Genomic DNA, 16,006 nt, shown 5'->3' with positions numbered 1-16,006 from the left:
CAAAGTCTTCACGCCTTCAAAATACCACGCATAGCTTAAGACCGTTGCGCCGACAGACAGGCCAATCAAAGAAAACCAGCCCCTGCCGTCCATTTCGGCAAGCATACCAAACGGCAGGCCGTCTGAAATCAGCGCAGGCGGCAGCAACATCATTGCACCCAGCCAAGCGGTGGCCACGGTAACCGTCAGCGCATCAATCCCCTGCAACACCGCCCTGCCTATCATCGTATAAGTGACCAAGCAGCAAAGGCTGAAAAACACCAGCACTTCGCCCCACCCTATGCCGCCGCCCGACAAAAATGCCGCAATCTCGCCATGTGTGACCGCCCATATCGAGCCTGCCACTGCCAACAACATACCCAACACAATCTTGCCGTTGAGCTTCTCACCAAACAGCAAAGCCGCAAAAAACATCGTCAGCACTGGATTAAACGTAACCAACACCGTCGCCCTTGAAGCAGGAATCCGCTGCAAACCCAGCATAGACAATACGGTAAAACCAAATACGCCGAATGCCGCCGCCAGTGCCAATCCAAGCCATTGTTTGCGCGACAAAACCGCCAAAGTACGCAATCGATACCGTGCAAACAGCCAGCCCAAAAGCAAAATTGCCGCCGTCAAAAAGCGCAGCATACCGCCCGTTAAAGGCGGCAGCGCCTGTCCCAGCATCCGCCCCATCGGCCAAGATGCGCCCCAAAACGCCGCCATGCCCAATAGTTTTAGATGGATTGCTAAATGTTTCATGGTGATGGATAACTTGAATAATTGGTTTAGAAAGCGTACAAGATCGGTTTGGAAGGATAAATTTCCTTAGCCGCCGATACTTGATAGAATTTGCGCGGATAAAATACTACGCTGATCATTATGGAAACAAAGGCCGTCTGAAAGACTGAAATCCAGCTTTTTCAGACGGCCTTTACTGCTCAATCAATAAGGCTTACAACTCAATGCCTTTGAGTTTTGCTACGGTATTAATATCTTTATCGCCGCGACCGGAGAGGTTGACCAAAATCACTTGGTCTTTGCTCATTTTCGGCGCGTTTTTCACCGCCCAAGCAACGGCATGGCTGGATTCCAGCGCAGGAATAATGCCCTCGAAACGGCAGAGCAAGTCAAAGGCTTCGAGTGCTTCGTCATCTTTGGCAACGGTGTATTCCACGCGGTTGATGTCGTTCAAATGGCTGTGTTCCGGGCCGATGCCTGGGTAATCCAAGCCTGCGGAAACGGAGTGCGTACCCAAGACTTGACCGTTTTCGTCCTGCATCAAATAGCTGCGGAAACCGTGCAATACGCCGATAGGGGCTTTGCTGGTAATCGGTGCGGCGTGGTCAGGCGTATCCACACCCAAACCACCGGCTTCTACGCCGATCAAACGCACGTTTTCTTCTTCGATATAGGGGTAGAACAAACCGATGGCGTTCGATCCGCCGCCCACGCAGGCAACGGCAACATCAGGTTGGCGGCCGATGGCTTCCAACATTTGTTCTTTGGCTTCATTGCCGATCACGCATTGGAAATCGCGTACCATTTCCGGATACGGCGCAGGGCCTGCGGCAGTACCGATGATGTAGAACGTATCGTCCACACGCGCCACCCATTCGCGCATGGCTTCGTTCATCGCGTCTTTCAAAGTGCGGCTGCCGCTGTCGACGCTGACCACGTTCGCACCCAATAATTTCATGCGGAACACGTTCGGCATTTGACGTTGGATATCGTCTGCACCCATGTACACGTCGCAAGTCATGCCGAAGCGTGCGGCAACGGTGGCGGAGGCCACGCCATGCTGACCCGCGCCGGTTTCGGCAATCACGCGTTTTTTGCCCATGCGGCGGGCAAGCAGAGCCTGACCGATGGTGTTGTTGACTTTGTGCGCGCCGGTGTGGTTCAAATCTTCACGCTTCAGCCAGATTTGTGCGCCGCCCAAATGCTCGGACAATCGCGCGGCATGGTAAACAGGGCTGGGACGGCCGACATAGTGTTTCAAATCATGGCGGAACTCTTCCCAAAATGAAGGATCTTCTTTCGCTGCTTTATAGGCTTCTGCCAATTCTTGCAATGCCGGAATCAGGGTTTCGGAAACGTACAGGCCGCCGTGTTCGCCGAAAAAGCCGTTCTCGTCGGGAGCGTAATAATTTTTCATGGGATTTTTCCTTGTTCGTTTTATGGTTTCAGACGGCCTGATTCAGTAAAAGGCCGTCTGAAAGTAAAAATTGTCAGCAATTATAGCCGTTTTCCATTCATCTTGTCGGCAACTAATTGAATAATAATATCAGCAGACAAAATAGGAATAACAGCGTACAGCTCGATGTTGCAACTAATGCCGTACCCAACGGCGGCGCGATATGTTTTTCTTCGTTTTTGCTTCTCAGGCATAGTTTTAATGCCAACATCCCCAGCCACAGTGCCAGCAACCACCAACCTAGAAAGTTAAGCACAAGCAAAGCAATAATCAACTCATTGGTATTTACAGTGCTTATGTTCAAAAATATCCAATTAAGGCCGTTAACAGACATAATGACTGCAGATATTTGTATCACATACAAAAGCGTTCCGCCCAGCAATACCTTTATATGCCATTGTTTGGCCTTCAGCCACACTGAGACGACATTAAAAAGCCACCACAAAGCCATAAACGTCATTAAAGAAATTTCATAACGGTCCATCACCCTACTCCTGAAAAACAGTCAATCCAGCCATTTCAAAAAAAGCCCGATATGTCGCCGCTTTTTTCGCCAAACTCAAAGGATAGGCACGCGAAGTCGAAGGCAGGCGCGTCAGGGTCAACTCACGCCCTGCATAGGGGAACGGCACTGTTTCGCCGGTTTTCGGCATTTTCATGCCGCTGCCTTGAATCTCCAACAAAACTTCGGTTGCCTTGCCGCCGGTGGTGCAAAGATGGTGGCACTTGGGCATTTGCGCCAATACTGCTGCCAAATCGACGGTTTCTATCACTTTCAAAAACTTATCCGAAGCATTGCCATGCTCGCGTATTGCCTTCAATACAGTCGGACAGGATGCAATGCCCTTCTCACTTAAAAACGCTTTGATTTTATCGGCATCAAACGCCTTTTCGCCCTGCTTTTGAAAATGCGCCGCATCACCGAAAAACACCAGCCCATACACGCGCCACATATCGTTTTGAAAATTCGGATAATGAAACTGCATCGCGTGTTTTTCTTCTTTAGGCGGAAACGTCCCCATCATCATGACCGTTGCCTGCGGCGGCAACAAGGCTGCGAAGGGGTGGGATTCAACGATTGGCTCTTGCATATATGTATTCCGGTTGCTTTGAATTCAAACAAAATTTCAGACGGCCTTTACTGCCTGAATAAACGCCGCCATTTTCTCCCTGCTCTTAACCCCGCCGGAGATTTCCACGCCACCGGACACATCCACCGCCGCAGCGCCGCTGATTTTTACCGCTTCGGCAACGTTTTCCGCAGTCAATCCGCCGGCAAGTATCCACGGTTTGCCGATATTACCATGCAACATGGTCCAGTCGAAACTTTGTCCCGTACCGCCGTATTCGGTCGGATGATAAGCATCAAACAGCAAGGCGCGGGCATTCGGAAATTTGGCACAGGCCGTCTGAATATCGGCAGCGGACTGTACGCGCACAGCCTTCAAATACGGGCGGTCAAACCGACGGCAAAAATCATCGTCTTCATCGCCGTGAAACTGAATCACATCTATCGGCACCTGACGCAAAATCTCGCGGATGGTTTGCTCGTTTTCATTCACAAACAAGGCCACCACCGATACAAACGGCGGCAGATTTTTCACAACCGCCTGCGCCTGCTCAATACTCACTGCCCGTTTACTCTTGGCGTAAAACACCAGCCCGATGGCATCCGCGCCCAATTCGGCTGCGGCCAGCGCGTCTTCAGGTCGGGTAATACCGCAAATTTTGGTGCGTATGGTGTTCATGGGGATTGCCTTTTTAAACAGATGGGTCGGATATTATATAAGTTTAAGGCCGTCTGAACATGAAATATCAGGTTCAAACGGCCTTAAACTTTAAAACAACCATCAGCCGATAATTACTAATAACTTTGTAATTATTACCCTATTCTTAAACTGCCTATTTTTTCATCACAATTAATTTATTCTTTATTATCAAACATCAAACCAAACTATCCACAATTGGATTCACACAAAATTTGGATAATGCCCGTCAATGAAAAACATTAAGGCCGTCTGAAAAAGTCTTGCAGGCGGCCTTTTAGCCTTTTTACTCAAACGGTTTCTTCTGCCAATAAAACTTATCCTTTTTCAGACGGCCTTGAAATATATCGCCCTGCCCCAAAGCAAACACCAACGCGCCTGAAAAATCCGTTCTCAACAAAGTAATGCCGTGCGCACGGACACGATTTTGTACGGCAACGGTCGGATGTTTGTAGGCATTGGCATAGCCGCTGGATGCCACGGCATATTGCGGCGAAACCGTATGCAGAAAGCTGCCTGACGAAGCCGTGCTGCTGCCGTGATGTCCCAATACCAACACTTGGCTATACAGCGCATTGCCGTATTTCTCAATCAAACCTGCCTCACCCTTCACGCCCAAATCGCCGGTTATCAACAAGGCTTTGCCGTTTGCCACGACACGCAATACGCAGCTTTGGTCGTTATCTTCCTTGCCCGTATTTTCAGACGGCCTGAGCAACTCGAAATCTACGCCGTCCCATTGCCATTTGTCTTCTTGGCAAAACTCTGCATTCGGATAAAACTCAGGTTGTCCGGCAAGCAATTTATCAGCACCGACAGCCGCCACACTTTGAAAACCACCGTCATGGTCAATATCATGGTGCGACAAAATCAGGCTGTCCAAACGGCGCACGCCCATGGCGTTCAAACTCGGCACAATACCTGTTTGCGCCACTTGCTCCGTTCCCGTATCAAACAAAAGATTGCGGTTACGCGTTTGTATCAACACCGACAAACCTTGCCCTGCATCCATCACCGTAACCCTTGCCACCCCCTCCTCCAGCTTGGCAGGACGGTAAAACACAAAACCCAATAAAACCAGACATGCCCAAGGTTTTAAGCCCATACCTTTAGGCAACAATAACAGCAAAGCCGCCATCATCGCCAACACCAGCAAAGGCACAGGCGCCGCTGCGACGGCAAATTCAGGCGATACCGTAGCCAACCATACCAAACCGCGTAAAGTATATTCCGCCAAAAATGCCGCTACCAACTGAACAAGTTCAAACGGAAAAACCGAACCCAGCAAAGCCAACGGTGTCAACACCCAAGAAAACCAAGGAATAGCCAGCGCATTAACCAACGGACTGAACAAAGGTAACGAAGCAAACAAATAGCCCAGCAATACCACCGACAATACAGTCGCCGCCCATTGTCCCCGTACAGCCAACCGCCAGCCCGACTCTTTCAGACGGCCTGATGAAGCCCAAATCAAAGCAGCAACCAAGCCGAAAGACAACCAAGTTCCCACGCCCAATACAGCCAACGGGTCCAACAACAAAACAACGGCCGAAGCCTGCCACCACGCCATCCAGCCCGAGCCGCCACTGCCGCGCCACCATGCCCACGCAAACGCAGCCAACATCAACACACTGCGTTGCGTCGGTACGGAAAAACCGGCCAAAAGCGCATAAAACAAAGCCCCGGCAACACCGCCAGCCAATATCCACACACGCGGTTGCGCCGGAATCCACGGCAAATAACGAAAAATTCGCTTGATTAGCCAGGCAAACAATACAGCCACCATCGTCACATGCAAGCCCGAAATACTGACTAAGTGTGTCAACCCCAAAGGACGGAATGCCTGCCACAAAGGCGGCCGCAACGCCGATTGCTCACCAATACTCAAAGCACGCATCAGCCCTATGCCGTCTGAAAACTCAGGATATTTGTCCACCGTTCCCTGCCAACTTCGGCTTACCGCATCACGCATATTAGCCAAACCGAAACCGCCGCCTTGCCACACGAGTTTCCTGTCGCGCCCCAAAGTACCCATGCCATCGATACCATTGGCCAAAGCCCATGTTTCACGATTCAAACCGCGCACATTCACTTCACCGATCACCGGTCTTACCCGCGCCGATACAGACCACCTGCTGCCCACCGCCCAATCGCGCCGCTGATAATCCGACAACATCATATCAAAAGCCTGCCCACGCTCATCCCAAGCCCTTGCCGCAAACTGCACGCGCCGACCATCATCACGCGGCATATCCGCCACTTCAACCGTCAAAACTTTAGCCGTCACCTCTCCTACAGGCCATTGACCGGCCAACACCAGCCCGGTCCGCCACACACCAAACGCCATGCCCACGCAAACAGCCAGCACCAACCAAGCCACAGCAAATTTTCGACACAACGCAAGCGCGCCAATAATTACAAACAACCAAGCCCACCATGGCGGCACAAACGGCAACGCAAACGAAAGCACTACACCAACCACCCAAGCAGGCAACACAAACCGCCACGCCATGAACGTTTTCCCTTAAATTATGATTATTAGATATGTAATAATAAATGCTTTTAGTAGATTATGACAAACGCCAACCTGTATTAGTAGATAAAAAGAGAGGTTCAAATCATTTCAAAACCGATAGACGCAAAAAAGCGCAATCCGAAACAGATTGCGCTTTTTTATAAACTGGCACGCCCACGGGGAATCGAACCCCGGTTACCGCCGTGAAAGGGCGATGTCCTAACCGCTAGACGATGGGCGCGGATAAATCTTGTGGCGCACCCGGAGCGATTCGAACGCCCGACCCTCTGGTTCGTAGCCAGATACTCTATCCAACTGAGCTACGGGTGCATCAAGAAAGATTTGAATTATAAAGAGAGGACTATTTACTGTCAAGCGTTTTATTTGGAAAACTTGCAGACAGCGTGTAAAATGCGCATTTGCTATTGAATTTACAGAGAATAAAATGTCAGATTTCGCACGCTGGCCGCTTTTATCCGAAGCATTTTCCCGTTTGGGACGGCCTGTGGTCGTGGTGGATTTGGAGACGACCGGTGGAAATTTCTATCAAGACAGGATAACGGAAGTCGCCCTTGTTCGTTTTGAGCAAGGACGCGCCACACATTACGAGCAATTGGTCAATCCTTGCCGCAGCATTCCCGAATTTGTTGCCAGACTGACCGGAATTCATGATGAAACGGTGAAAAACGCGCCTGTCTTTGCCGATATTGCAGCCGATTTGTTGCCGCTGTTGCAAGGTGCAGTGGTTGTTGCACACAACAGCCGCTTTGACTACACCTTCCTGCGCCACGAGTTTGCCCGTATCCATACTGACTTTGCCGCACCCTCGCTCTGTACAGTTCAACTGTCGCGCCGCCTGTATCCTGAGTTTTACAAACACAGCCTCGACAGCATTATCGAACGCACCGGCATTCAGACGGCCAACCGCCACCGCGCCATGACCGATGTTACCGCATTGTGTGATTATCTCGAATTAAGTCTGGCAGAAAAAAATCATCAACAATGGGACGAACACGTCCGTGTATTGATGAATCCGAAAATGTTGCCCACTTGGCTGCCTGATTCGCTTGCCCAACAGCTCTATGCCCTGCCCGACAGTTACGGCGTATTGGTTTGGTTTGACCATTTCGGCAAAGCCCAAGCCATTGAAGCACATGAACGCGCATACAGTGAAACCGCTACCCTGCTGCACAGCAAAAAACTGCCGCCGCACATCAAAGCCGCAACCTCCATCCGTTTTATTCCTGCAGTCGGACAGCTCCATACATTATGGCTCAAAGCCCAGACCATGCAGGAATACCAACTGATGCCGTCTGAAAAGTCCACATCGTTTTCTACCGTCCGCTTTATCGCTGACGAACACGGCAGCCTTCAAGCACGCATTGTCTTGTTAAACAGCGGCACCAGAAATTGGCGCCCTTACGGTTTGTTTGCCCACAAAAAAGCAGCCAAACGCGCTTTGACGCAATGGTCGCAAGAACACAGACTCTGCCCGGATTCGCTCAATATTTTGCCGACCAGCTACGCAAAAGGCGAACCCTGCCCTGTCGAGGCCGTCGGAAAATGCAATGGTAACTGCCGCCAGTCAAACGGCATCAAACATCAAAATCAACGCATTACCGAGCTGGCCGCCCTACTCCCCGTAACCGATTGGGGCAAAGCGCACGAAATTGAAATTACCGAAACCGATCCCCTGACCGGAAACAGCATTACTCTGCTCTGCGCCGGCGGCGCGTTGGCATTGCCTGATGGAAGCTGGTATTTCGACAGCAGTCTGCCTCTTGTGATTAAAAACAAATTCAGGCAAGACAAGGAAAATATCCGTTTGATTGCTTAAAACAAGGCCGTCTGAAAACCAAATCTTCAGACGGCCTATTGTGAATAACTTTCCACTTTATTCTCAAAATAAAAATCTGCCTAAAATTTAATCAGAACTTATTTTTATAATAGCAATCAAATACTAAACCAATTTATACACAAGCTGTTCACACAATTTTCAATGAAAGCTGTGTATACCCAGCCCAACGAGTAAACCATGAACAACCCTGAAATCATCTTCTTTGACATCGACGACACCCTCTACCGAAAATACACAGATACCTTACGTCCTTCGGTTGCCCAAGCCATGCGCGCATTAAAAGCCAAAGGCATTTTAACTGCCATTGCCACCGGCCGTCCGGAAGCCGCCATTCCCGCCAAAGTCAAAGCCTTGATTCAAGAATGCGGTATCGACATGCTCGTTACCATCAACGGCCAATATATTTCCTTTCGCGGCAAACCCCTGCAAAGCTACCCATTGGACATTGCCGACATAGAAACCGCCATCAACCTGCTTGAACAACACAAAATAGACTACGCATTCGTCAACAACCAAGAAATTGCCGTTTCCTCCCATTCGCCGCGCGTTGTCGAAGGCTTATCGCATATCCTGCCCAACTTCCTGACGGACAAAGAATATTTCCGCAAACAGCCTGTTTATCAAATGTTGGTCTTTGTGGATAAGGAAGAAGAAAAAATCCTGCAACCCCTGACCCAACAACACGGCTTCAAATCCGTCCGCTGGCATGAATATGCTGTGGACCTGCTGCGCAAAGAAGGTTCAAAAGCACGGGGCATCGCCCACGCAGTGGAAAAACTGGGGATTGATATGAGCAAAGTAATGGCGTTCGGCGACAGCTTCAACGACTTGGAAATGCTGTCAACCGTCGGCTTTGGCGTTGCCATGGACAATGGCGAAGAAGCAGCCAAAGCGGCCGCACAATTCGTCTGCCCAAGTGTTGATGAAGACGGCGTCTTGCGCGGCTTGCAAGAATTGGGCGTAATTTAAAACATCAAATCAAAAGGCCGTCTGAACATTTTTTCAGACGGCCTTGTTCTATCAATAAACTTCCTGCCTACTTCGGCAATACCAAAAAACTAATCAGCAATTCTTTAAATACGAACCCAAACACACCCAAGCCCAAAACCAAGAAGAGCATGGCAATGCCGAATTTGCCGGCTTTGGATTCTTTACCCAAGTTCCAAACGATAAAGCCCAAAAAGATAATCAGGCCACTCAGTAGGATTTTCATTGCCCATGAGGCGAATTCTGCTTCAGTCATTATTTTTTTCCTTTTATTCTTAAGATGTGTGTTTAATTGCTTTCAGACGGCCTATTAAAATTTAAGGCCGTCTGAAATTTGTTTTTAGATTATTTGTTCAATGCTTGTTGCAAATCATCAATCAAATCGTCGATGTATTCCAAACCGACAGAGAGGCGGATCAAGCCCGGGCGGATATTGGCGGCGAGTTTTTCTTCAGGCTGCATCCGGCCGTGCGTGGTTGTCCACGGATGGGTGATGGTTGAACGCACATCGCCGAGGTTGGCAGTACGGGAGAAAAGCTCCACGCCGTCCACGACTTTCCATGCGGCTTCTTGGTCGGCGACTTCAAAGCCGATGACGATGCCGCCACCGTTTTGTTGCTTGCGGATAAGCTCTGCCTGCGGATGGTCGGGCAAACCAGTGTAGTACACGGCTTGGACTTGCGGCTGTTGTTGCAGCCATTGGGCGATTTTTAACGCATTGTCAAACTGTTTTTCCATACGCAGCGACAAGGTTTCTACACCGCTCAACAACTGCCATGCGTTAAACGGAGACATCGCCAAACCGCAAGAGTTGCAATACATGGCAACTTGCGTCATCAATTCTTCCGAACCGGCCAACACACCACCCATCACGCGGCCGTGGCCGTCGATGGCTTTGGTTGCGGAAGAAACGGAAATATCCGCACCGTGTTTCAAAGGCTGCGAACCGACGGACGACAACAGGCTGTTGTCCACCACCAAAAGCGCGCCGATGCTGTGTACTAGTTCGGCCAAAGCTTCCAAATCGGCAACTTCGCCCAAAGGGTTGGACGGGGTTTCCAAGAAAAACAGTTTGGTATTGGGCTTGATTGCCGCTTTCCATTCATCTACATCAACCGGCGATACATGGCTGACCTCGATGCCGAACTTAGTTACGATATTATTGATAAAACCGACAGTCGTACCAAACAGACTGCGGCTGGAAATAACATGATCACCGGCTTTCAAGAAGGTAAAAAACGCTGCTTGAATCGCGGACATACCGGTCGAAGTGGCCACTGCGCGCTCTGCACCTTCCAATGCGGCAATGCGTTTCTCAAAGGCGGCAGTAGTCGGATTGGCTGTACGGGTATAGGTAAAACCTTTGATTTTTTTAGAAAACAAATCAGCCGCATGTTGGGCGTTTTCCCACATGAAGCTGCTGGTCAAAAACAGAGCCTGATTGTGTTCATAATATTCGGTTTGCTCTTTGCCACTGCGGATGGCAAGCGTTTGAGGATGAAGTTTTTTACTCATTTTTTTCAATCTACCGTATGTTTCGATGGGCGCAGTAAACAATACGCCTGTTTAATTTGTTAACATTTTGCGCTTATTCCTGTCATCTTTCAAGCAGGAGGCCGTCTGAACGATTATTGATAAACCTGTCCGCCGTGCTTCAGCCAACCGTCTTCATGACGGCCTGCCGGATCATGATGCGTCCAATGGATAACACCGCCTTGCTCCGACCATTCATATTCGCCGTAAAACGCTACTTTATCACCTTTTTTCAAGCCTTTGATTTTACCGGCCAAATCGATATTATGCGCCACCAAAAGCGTTTGACCGCTGGAAAGCTTCAAGATAAAGCGTTGATGGCGCGTGCCTTTGTTGTCATCCGGCAGGGTTTTCCATACCGTACCCTCGCCCTCAACCTGAATATCGCTTTGCTCGTTTTCAAACGCCTGTTTCAAAACCGCTTCGGCTGATTCTTTACCCGAACCGATTTGCTGCTGAGCCGTATCGGCATTCTTTTTACCCGCATTATTTTGTTTTTGAACGGCTTCTATTTGCTGCTGATTCTGCGATTGTACCGGCTGCTTGTTTTGCATTTTGTTATAGGCAAATACGGCAACCAAAGCAATCAGCAATACAATGATTTTATTTTTATTCATAACAATCTCAAAAAAAATGCCCGATTCTGCATCGGGCATATCAACTATTTAGAAAGGATATTTATCACGAAAACGTGAGTCGCTATTATACACGCTTCGTAAAATTTTAAGGGAATTTTACGCCGAAGGCCGTCTGAAACTTTTCAGACGGCCCAGATACTCAACGGCGGTATTTCATTTCAGTCTTCATATCGTCCAAAATACGTTTGACGTTGTGTTCCAATACATCCTCCACCAAGCCCGGCGCCTGCTCGTTCAGCATTTGCTGCAACTGGTAAGTGAACAAGGCCATTTGTTTTTGCACGGCAATCCGAATCATGCCATTGACCGCATCGGCCACATGGGGGCGCAACCGCTTAATCAGACGCTCGGTCAAATCTTTTTCAGAAACGCAGAATACTTCCCGACGACCGATCGCCTGCGGGTTCAATACATTGATATGGACATTGATAGCCGGTTCTTGCTCAAGGCCGTCTGAAACCGCCTCTTCAGCCGCTTCCGCATCATCATTTTCCGGTTTTTCAGTTTCTTCCACTTCAGGCATATCAAAATCTACGGCACCTGATTTCGGATTTAGTCTGACGGTTCGCGTTGATTCAATATGACGCTCTGAAGCCGCAGCCTGCAATGCCGATTGCGCACTCAACCAGTTGTCCTGCAAAACTACCATCGCATCGGTTTCCACTGCTTCGCCATCGTCGGCCAAGGCAGTATTGTGTTCCAACTGCCAGCGGTACAAATACTCTTCCAGCACTTTTTCACGATTGCCGGCATCCAGTTTATATTCTTTTTTAGACGTGGTTTTGGTCGCGGTATCGACAGCTTCGTCCGATTTTTTGACCAATGGCGCATGAGTCGGCGCAGTATTGAATTGTCGTGCCTGACGCAATCTTTCCAGGCGTTTTTCCCAATTCAGGTCTTCTTCCTCGAGGGCTGTAGGGTCAAGACGGTTGTTTTCCATAATAATCTCGTTTTTTCATTTTTATTGTGAACCGCATTCAAACAAAAAACACTTGAACTGCGGCCGATGGTTGGACATATCCGGCAAGCCGGCGCAAGCGTCACATTTTAATATTAATTCACTATATAATCACTATTTTATTTAATACTCAAGGATACATCATGAGCAGCATCGAACAACGCCTCGAATATCTGGAAGAGGCCAACGACGCTTTGCGTATGCAAAACCACGTCCTCGCCACCGCACTCAAAGGCCTTATCCGCTCCCTGCCCTCCGACATGGCCAACGATGCCGTAGAATCCATCCAGCTTGCCTTTGAAGATGCGTTGGCGGAATTGAGCTACGAAGACAGTCCGCATACCGACCTCTTCCATGACGTAACCTACGCATTTTTCCGAGAAAAAGACCACTGATTTCGGCTAGCATGTTCGCAAAATTATGCTAAACTAAGATTTTATCCGTTAACATTTTATTAAGAAAGCACATATCATGAACATGAAAAAATGGCTGGCCACTGCCCTCGCTTGTTCCGCCCTTGCCCTGACTGCCTGCGGCGGTCAAAGCAACAATGCTTCTGCTCCTGCCGATAAAGTGTACCGTGTCGGCTCCAACGCCGAGTTTGCCCCATTTGAATCTTTGGATTCTGCAGGCAAAGTGGAAGGTTTTGACGTTGACTTGATGAATGCCATGGCTAAAGCCGGCAACTTCAAAGTCGAATTCAAACACCAGCCATGGGAAAGCCTCTTCCCTTCTTTGAACAACGGCGACGTGGACATCGTTATGTCCGGCGTAACCATCACTGACGACCGCAAACAAAGCATGCTCTTCAGCGATCCATACTTTGAAATCACCCAAGTTGTCCTCGTTCCAAAAGGCAAAAAAGTAGCCTCTTCCGAAGACCTGAAAAACATGGCCAAAGTCGGCGTGGTAACCGGCTACACCGGCGACTTCTCCGTTTCCAAACTCTTGGGCAACGACAATCCGAAAATCGCCCGCTTTGAAAGCGTTCCCCTGATTATCAAAGAATTGGAAAACGGCGGCCTGGATTCCGTAGTTAGCGACAGCGCGGTTATTGCCAACTATGTGAAAAACAACCCGACTAAAGGCTTGGATTTCATCTCCCTGCCTGACTTCACCATCGAAAACTACGGTATCGCTGCACGCAAAGGCGACGAAGCCACCATCAAAATGTTGAACGATGCGCTGAAAAAAGTACGCGAAAGTGGCGAATACGACAAAATTTACGCCAAATACTTTGCTAAAGAAGGCGAAAAAGCCGAAGCAGCCAAATAATTCTGGTATGACTTCTTAAACTAAAGGCCGTCTGAAAATTTTTCAGACGGCCTTTAATCTGGTTAACGCCATTAAACGCAAGCGCCCCCTATAATCCGCTTGTTTTTATCCTTCAAATGAAAGACACGCCATGATCAAACCCGTTATCCTCAGTCTCGCTGCCGCAACTGCTTTGGCCGCCTGCTCCGCTTCTGAAAAACAAGAATCTCCTAACGTCGGCGTGGCCAATCCGGCTTCCGAATTCTGCGTCAAACAAGGCGGCAAATCCGAAATCAAAAAAGACAAAGACGGTGGCGAATACGGCGTGTGCCACTTGCCTGACGGTAAAGTCGTTGAAGAATGGGAATATTTCCGTCAGCACAACAAATAATTGTTCAATCATAGAAAAGGCCGTCTGAACCCAAGTTTCAGACGGCCTTTTTATTTAAACAACGATTATTTTACTTCCAATTTGGTCACCCCGCCCATATACGGTTGCAACGCAGCAGGAACATTAATGCTGCCGTCGGCATTTTGATGGTTTTCCAATACCGCCACCAAAGTACGGCCGACAGCCAAGCCTGAGCCGTTCAAAGTATGTACCAAACGGTTTTTACCGTTTTCATCTTTGAAACGCGCTTTCATGCGGCGTGCTTGGAAATCTTCGCAGTTGGAGCAGCTGGAAATTTCACGATAAGTATTTTGCGCAGGAACCCAAACTTCCAAGTCGTAGGTTTTGGTTGCGCCGAAGCCCATGTCGCCGGTACACAAAGTGATCACGCGGTATGGCAGTTCCAACGCTTTCAAAATATTTTCAGCGTGTCCGACCATTTCTTCCAGCGCTTCGTATGATTTTTCCGGATGAACGATTTGCACCATTTCCACTTTGTCGAATTGGTGTTGGCGAATCAAACCGCGCACGTCTTTACCGTATGCACCCGCTTCGGAGCGGAAACATGGGGAATGCGCAGTCAATTTCAACGGCAAATCGCTGCCGGCTACGATGCTGTCGGCAACAGTATTGGTCAGCGTTACTTCGGCGGTCGGAATCAGATATTGCGTTTTCTTGCTCTCGTCACCGCCGCGGGTAACGTGGAACAAATCTTCTGCAAATTTAGGTAGTTGGCCTGTGCCCTGCAGGGTCAGATCATCCACAATGTAAGGCGTGTAATGTTCGGTATAGCCATGTTTCAGCGTGTGCGTATCCAGCATAAACTGAGCCAAAGCGCGATGCAGGCGGGCGATTTGGCCTTTCATCACGGTAAAGCGCGCGCCTGACAGCTTCGCACCGCCTTCAAAATCCAAACCCAAAGGCTCGCCCAAATCAACATGGTCTTTGATTTCAAAGTCAAATTCTCGCGGCGTGCCGACTTTGCGGACTTCAACGTTTTCAGTTTCGTCTTTACCGACAGGCACACTTTCGTGCGGCAGGTTCGGAATGGTCAACAACCATGCGTCCAATTCTTTCTGAACAGCATCCAAATCAGCGGCAGCCTGCTCCAAATCCACTTTGATTTGAGCAACCTGATCCATCGCAGCTTGAGCTTCTTCGTGTTTGCTTTGGCCTTTCAACGCGCCGATCTGTTTGGAAATACTGTTGCGCGAAGCCTGCAACTCTTCTGTTTTCACTTGAACAGCTTTGCGTTGCTCTTCCAAAGCGTTAAAACGCGCGGTATCAAACTCATAACCGCGTGCGGCCAAACGTTCGGCAACTGCGGCGGTATTGCTGCGGAGCAATTGGATGTCTAACATTGTTTTCTCTCGTTAAGATTCAGAATGGCATTATTGTAAACCAATTTAAAGATATTTTCACAGCGACAGGCCGTCTGAAAACAAAAAACGCCCCTGCAAAAAGCAGGAGCGTTTTTTAAGAATCCTGGCACGCCCACGGGGATTCGAACCCCGGTTGCCGCCGTGAAAGGGCAGTGTCCTAGGCCTCTAGACGATGGGCGCGTAACCGAAGCGCGAACTATACAGAAAGCCTTTTCTTCTGTCAACGCCTTTACTGCATTTTTAAAGATACTGCCGATTTCCGTATGTTATTTTCCCTGTATAATGCCGGTTTTAATAAAAAGGAAAACTCGCCATGTGGTTTAAGCAAATCAGTTTTTATCCGCTCAACAAAGACAAGTTGCCCGAATTGGAAGTCCTTGCCGACAAATTGGCGCAATCCGAATTTGCCCATTGTCAGGGTTTGGACTGGTTTAGCGAAGGCTTTGCCACGCCGGTTTCCTTTTCGCCCGAGCTGGTTTTTCCTGCCGATTACACTTGGCGCGTTGCTTTGAAAAAAGAAGAAAAAGTCCTGCCTGCCGGCGTGA

General features: G+C 49.1%; 17 protein-coding genes and 3 tRNA genes. 6 read left to right on the top strand and 14 right to left on the bottom strand.

The genetic code is table 11. The features are described 5' to 3' along the window. The 8 genes from HMPREF3022_RS07005 to HMPREF3022_RS06970 form a co-directional block, all read right to left on the bottom strand. A partial coding sequence (locus HMPREF3022_RS07005) for a DMT family transporter (RefSeq protein ID WP_070765366.1) occupies positions 1-744 on the bottom strand: 744 nt, incomplete at its 3' end. A gap of 193 nt (positions 745-937) precedes the next feature. Next, entirely contained in the window at positions 938-2,140 is a 1,203-nt protein-coding gene (trpB, locus tag HMPREF3022_RS07000; RefSeq protein WP_070765365.1) for a tryptophan synthase subunit beta, read from the bottom strand. 112 nt (positions 2,141-2,252) lie between these two features. Continuing rightward, positions 2,253-2,663, bottom strand: a complete 411-nt coding sequence (locus HMPREF3022_RS06995; RefSeq protein WP_049332120.1) for a hypothetical protein — start codon at positions 2,661-2,663, stop codon at positions 2,253-2,255. A 4-nt stretch (positions 2,664-2,667) separates the two neighbouring features. After that, a complete protein-coding gene (locus HMPREF3022_RS06990; protein ID WP_049332118.1) occupies positions 2,668-3,270 on the bottom strand; it encodes a DNA glycosylase in 603 nt (200 codons plus the stop codon). Positions 3,271-3,306: 36 nt separating this feature from the next. Continuing rightward, positions 3,307-3,927, bottom strand: a complete 621-nt coding sequence (locus HMPREF3022_RS06985; protein WP_004520055.1) for a phosphoribosylanthranilate isomerase — start codon at positions 3,925-3,927, stop codon at positions 3,307-3,309. 304 nt (positions 3,928-4,231) lie between these two features. Then, positions 4,232-6,457, bottom strand: coding sequence for a DNA internalization-related competence protein ComEC/Rec2 (locus HMPREF3022_RS06980; RefSeq protein ID WP_070765364.1), 2,226 nt, complete (start codon positions 6,455-6,457; stop codon positions 4,232-4,234). Between the two features lie 169 nt (positions 6,458-6,626). Next, a tRNA-Glu gene (locus tag HMPREF3022_RS06975) sits at positions 6,627-6,701 on the bottom strand. Between the two features lie 12 nt (positions 6,702-6,713). Further along, a tRNA-Arg gene (locus tag HMPREF3022_RS06970) sits at positions 6,714-6,790 on the bottom strand. A gap of 115 nt (positions 6,791-6,905) precedes the next feature. Here HMPREF3022_RS06970 and HMPREF3022_RS06965 point away from each other — a divergent pair. Next, positions 6,906-8,297 carry a 3'-5' exonuclease family protein gene (locus tag HMPREF3022_RS06965; protein WP_049332047.1) on the top strand — a complete coding sequence of 464 codons (1,392 nt, stop codon included), beginning with the start codon at positions 6,906-6,908 and terminating at the stop codon, positions 8,295-8,297. A 198-nt stretch (positions 8,298-8,495) separates the two neighbouring features. Further along, positions 8,496-9,287: a Cof-type HAD-IIB family hydrolase gene (locus tag HMPREF3022_RS06960; RefSeq protein ID WP_049332049.1), complete on the top strand. Its 792-nt coding sequence runs from the start codon at positions 8,496-8,498 to the stop codon at positions 9,285-9,287. Between the two features lie 67 nt (positions 9,288-9,354). Here the strand turns inward: HMPREF3022_RS06960 and HMPREF3022_RS06955 are convergent, their stop codons facing one another. The 4 genes from HMPREF3022_RS06955 to HMPREF3022_RS06940 form a co-directional block, all read right to left on the bottom strand. Continuing rightward, positions 9,355-9,561 (bottom strand): DUF2788 domain-containing protein, encoded by a 207-nt coding sequence (locus tag HMPREF3022_RS06955; RefSeq protein WP_003680520.1) that lies wholly within the window; start codon positions 9,559-9,561, stop codon positions 9,355-9,357. Positions 9,562-9,650: 89 nt separating this feature from the next. Then, positions 9,651-10,820 carry an O-succinylhomoserine sulfhydrylase gene (gene metZ, locus HMPREF3022_RS06950; RefSeq protein WP_049332051.1) on the bottom strand — a complete coding sequence of 390 codons (1,170 nt, stop codon included), beginning with the start codon at positions 10,818-10,820 and terminating at the stop codon, positions 9,651-9,653. Between the two features lie 113 nt (positions 10,821-10,933). Continuing rightward, a complete protein-coding gene (locus HMPREF3022_RS06945; protein WP_049332053.1) occupies positions 10,934-11,494 on the bottom strand; it encodes a DUF3465 domain-containing protein in 561 nt (186 codons plus the stop codon). Positions 11,495-11,615: 121 nt separating this feature from the next. Beyond that, positions 11,616-12,416 carry a hypothetical protein gene (locus HMPREF3022_RS06940; RefSeq protein ID WP_070765363.1) on the bottom strand — a complete coding sequence of 267 codons (801 nt, stop codon included), beginning with the start codon at positions 12,414-12,416 and terminating at the stop codon, positions 11,616-11,618. 161 nt (positions 12,417-12,577) lie between these two features. Here HMPREF3022_RS06940 and HMPREF3022_RS06935 point away from each other — a divergent pair, with 161 nt between their 5' ends. From HMPREF3022_RS06935 to HMPREF3022_RS06925, 3 genes are all read left to right on the top strand, one after another. Next, positions 12,578-12,829: an NGO1151 family protein gene (locus HMPREF3022_RS06935; protein ID WP_003680526.1), complete on the top strand. Its 252-nt coding sequence runs from the start codon at positions 12,578-12,580 to the stop codon at positions 12,827-12,829. A gap of 76 nt (positions 12,830-12,905) precedes the next feature. Then, complete coding sequence (locus HMPREF3022_RS06930) at positions 12,906-13,709, top strand: basic amino acid ABC transporter substrate-binding protein (RefSeq protein ID WP_049332057.1); 804 nt, start codon at positions 12,906-12,908, stop codon at positions 13,707-13,709. Between the two features lie 130 nt (positions 13,710-13,839). After that, the gene (locus HMPREF3022_RS06925; protein WP_049332059.1) at positions 13,840-14,079 is read left to right on the top strand and encodes a putative hemolysin; all 240 of its coding nucleotides are present in this window, start codon (positions 13,840-13,842) and stop codon (positions 14,077-14,079) included. A gap of 65 nt (positions 14,080-14,144) precedes the next feature. Here HMPREF3022_RS06925 and serS read toward each other — a convergent pair whose 3' ends face one another. Next, complete coding sequence (serS, locus tag HMPREF3022_RS06920) at positions 14,145-15,440, bottom strand: serine--tRNA ligase (protein WP_049332061.1); 1,296 nt, start codon at positions 15,438-15,440, stop codon at positions 14,145-14,147. A gap of 125 nt (positions 15,441-15,565) precedes the next feature. Then, positions 15,566-15,641 (bottom strand) — tRNA-Glu (locus HMPREF3022_RS06915). 133 nt (positions 15,642-15,774) lie between these two features. On the opposite strand from HMPREF3022_RS06915, the gene rdgC reads away from it, so the two are divergent. Then, on the top strand, positions 15,775-16,006 hold a 232-nt coding region (gene rdgC, locus HMPREF3022_RS06910), incomplete at its 3' end, for a recombination-associated protein RdgC (RefSeq protein ID WP_168166417.1).

Origin of the sequence: Neisseria sp. HMSC065C04 (assembly GCF_001815375.1) — a bacterium.
GTDB classification, from domain to species: domain Bacteria; phylum Pseudomonadota; class Gammaproteobacteria; order Burkholderiales; family Neisseriaceae; genus Neisseria; species Neisseria flavescens_D.
Note: the sequence above shows the minus strand (reverse complement) of the source record. Positions and strands in the feature narration are given on the sequence as shown.

Bases quoted from the DNA above. Each gene is read 5' to 3' on its own strand.
- HMPREF3022_RS06940 (WP_070765363.1), bottom strand. From the start codon at position 12,416: ATGGAAAACAACCGTCTTGACCCTACAGCCCTCGAGGAAGAAGACCTG.
- HMPREF3022_RS06935 (WP_003680526.1), top strand. From the start codon at position 12,578: ATGAGCAGCATCGAACAACGCCTCGAATATCTGGAAGAGGCCAACGAC.
- HMPREF3022_RS06965 (WP_049332047.1), top strand. From the start codon at position 6,906: ATGTCAGATTTCGCACGCTGGCCGCTTTTATCCGAAGCATTTTCCCGT.
- metZ (WP_049332051.1), bottom strand. From the start codon at position 10,820: ATGAGTAAAAAACTTCATCCTCAAACGCTTGCCATCCGCAGTGGCAAA.
- HMPREF3022_RS06990 (WP_049332118.1), bottom strand. From the start codon at position 3,270: ATGCAAGAGCCAATCGTTGAATCCCACCCCTTCGCAGCCTTGTTGCCG.
- HMPREF3022_RS06960 (WP_049332049.1), top strand. From the start codon at position 8,496: ATGAACAACCCTGAAATCATCTTCTTTGACATCGACGACACCCTCTAC.
- trpB (WP_070765365.1), bottom strand. From the start codon at position 2,140: ATGAAAAATTATTACGCTCCCGACGAGAACGGCTTTTTCGGCGAACAC.
- HMPREF3022_RS06930 (WP_049332057.1), top strand. From the start codon at position 12,906: ATGAACATGAAAAAATGGCTGGCCACTGCCCTCGCTTGTTCCGCCCTT.
- HMPREF3022_RS06955 (WP_003680520.1), bottom strand. From the start codon at position 9,561: ATGACTGAAGCAGAATTCGCCTCATGGGCAATGAAAATCCTACTGAGT.
- HMPREF3022_RS06925 (WP_049332059.1), top strand. From the start codon at position 13,840: ATGATCAAACCCGTTATCCTCAGTCTCGCTGCCGCAACTGCTTTGGCC.
- HMPREF3022_RS06980 (WP_070765364.1), bottom strand. From the start codon at position 6,457: ATGGCGTGGCGGTTTGTGTTGCCTGCTTGGGTGGTTGGTGTAGTGCTT.
- HMPREF3022_RS06995 (WP_049332120.1), bottom strand. From the start codon at position 2,663: ATGGACCGTTATGAAATTTCTTTAATGACGTTTATGGCTTTGTGGTGG.
- HMPREF3022_RS06985 (WP_004520055.1), bottom strand. From the start codon at position 3,927: ATGAACACCATACGCACCAAAATTTGCGGTATTACCCGACCTGAAGAC.
- HMPREF3022_RS06945 (WP_049332053.1), bottom strand. From the start codon at position 11,494: ATGCCCGATGCAGAATCGGGCATTTTTTTTGAGATTGTTATGAATAAA.
- serS (WP_049332061.1), bottom strand. From the start codon at position 15,440: ATGTTAGACATCCAATTGCTCCGCAGCAATACCGCCGCAGTTGCCGAA.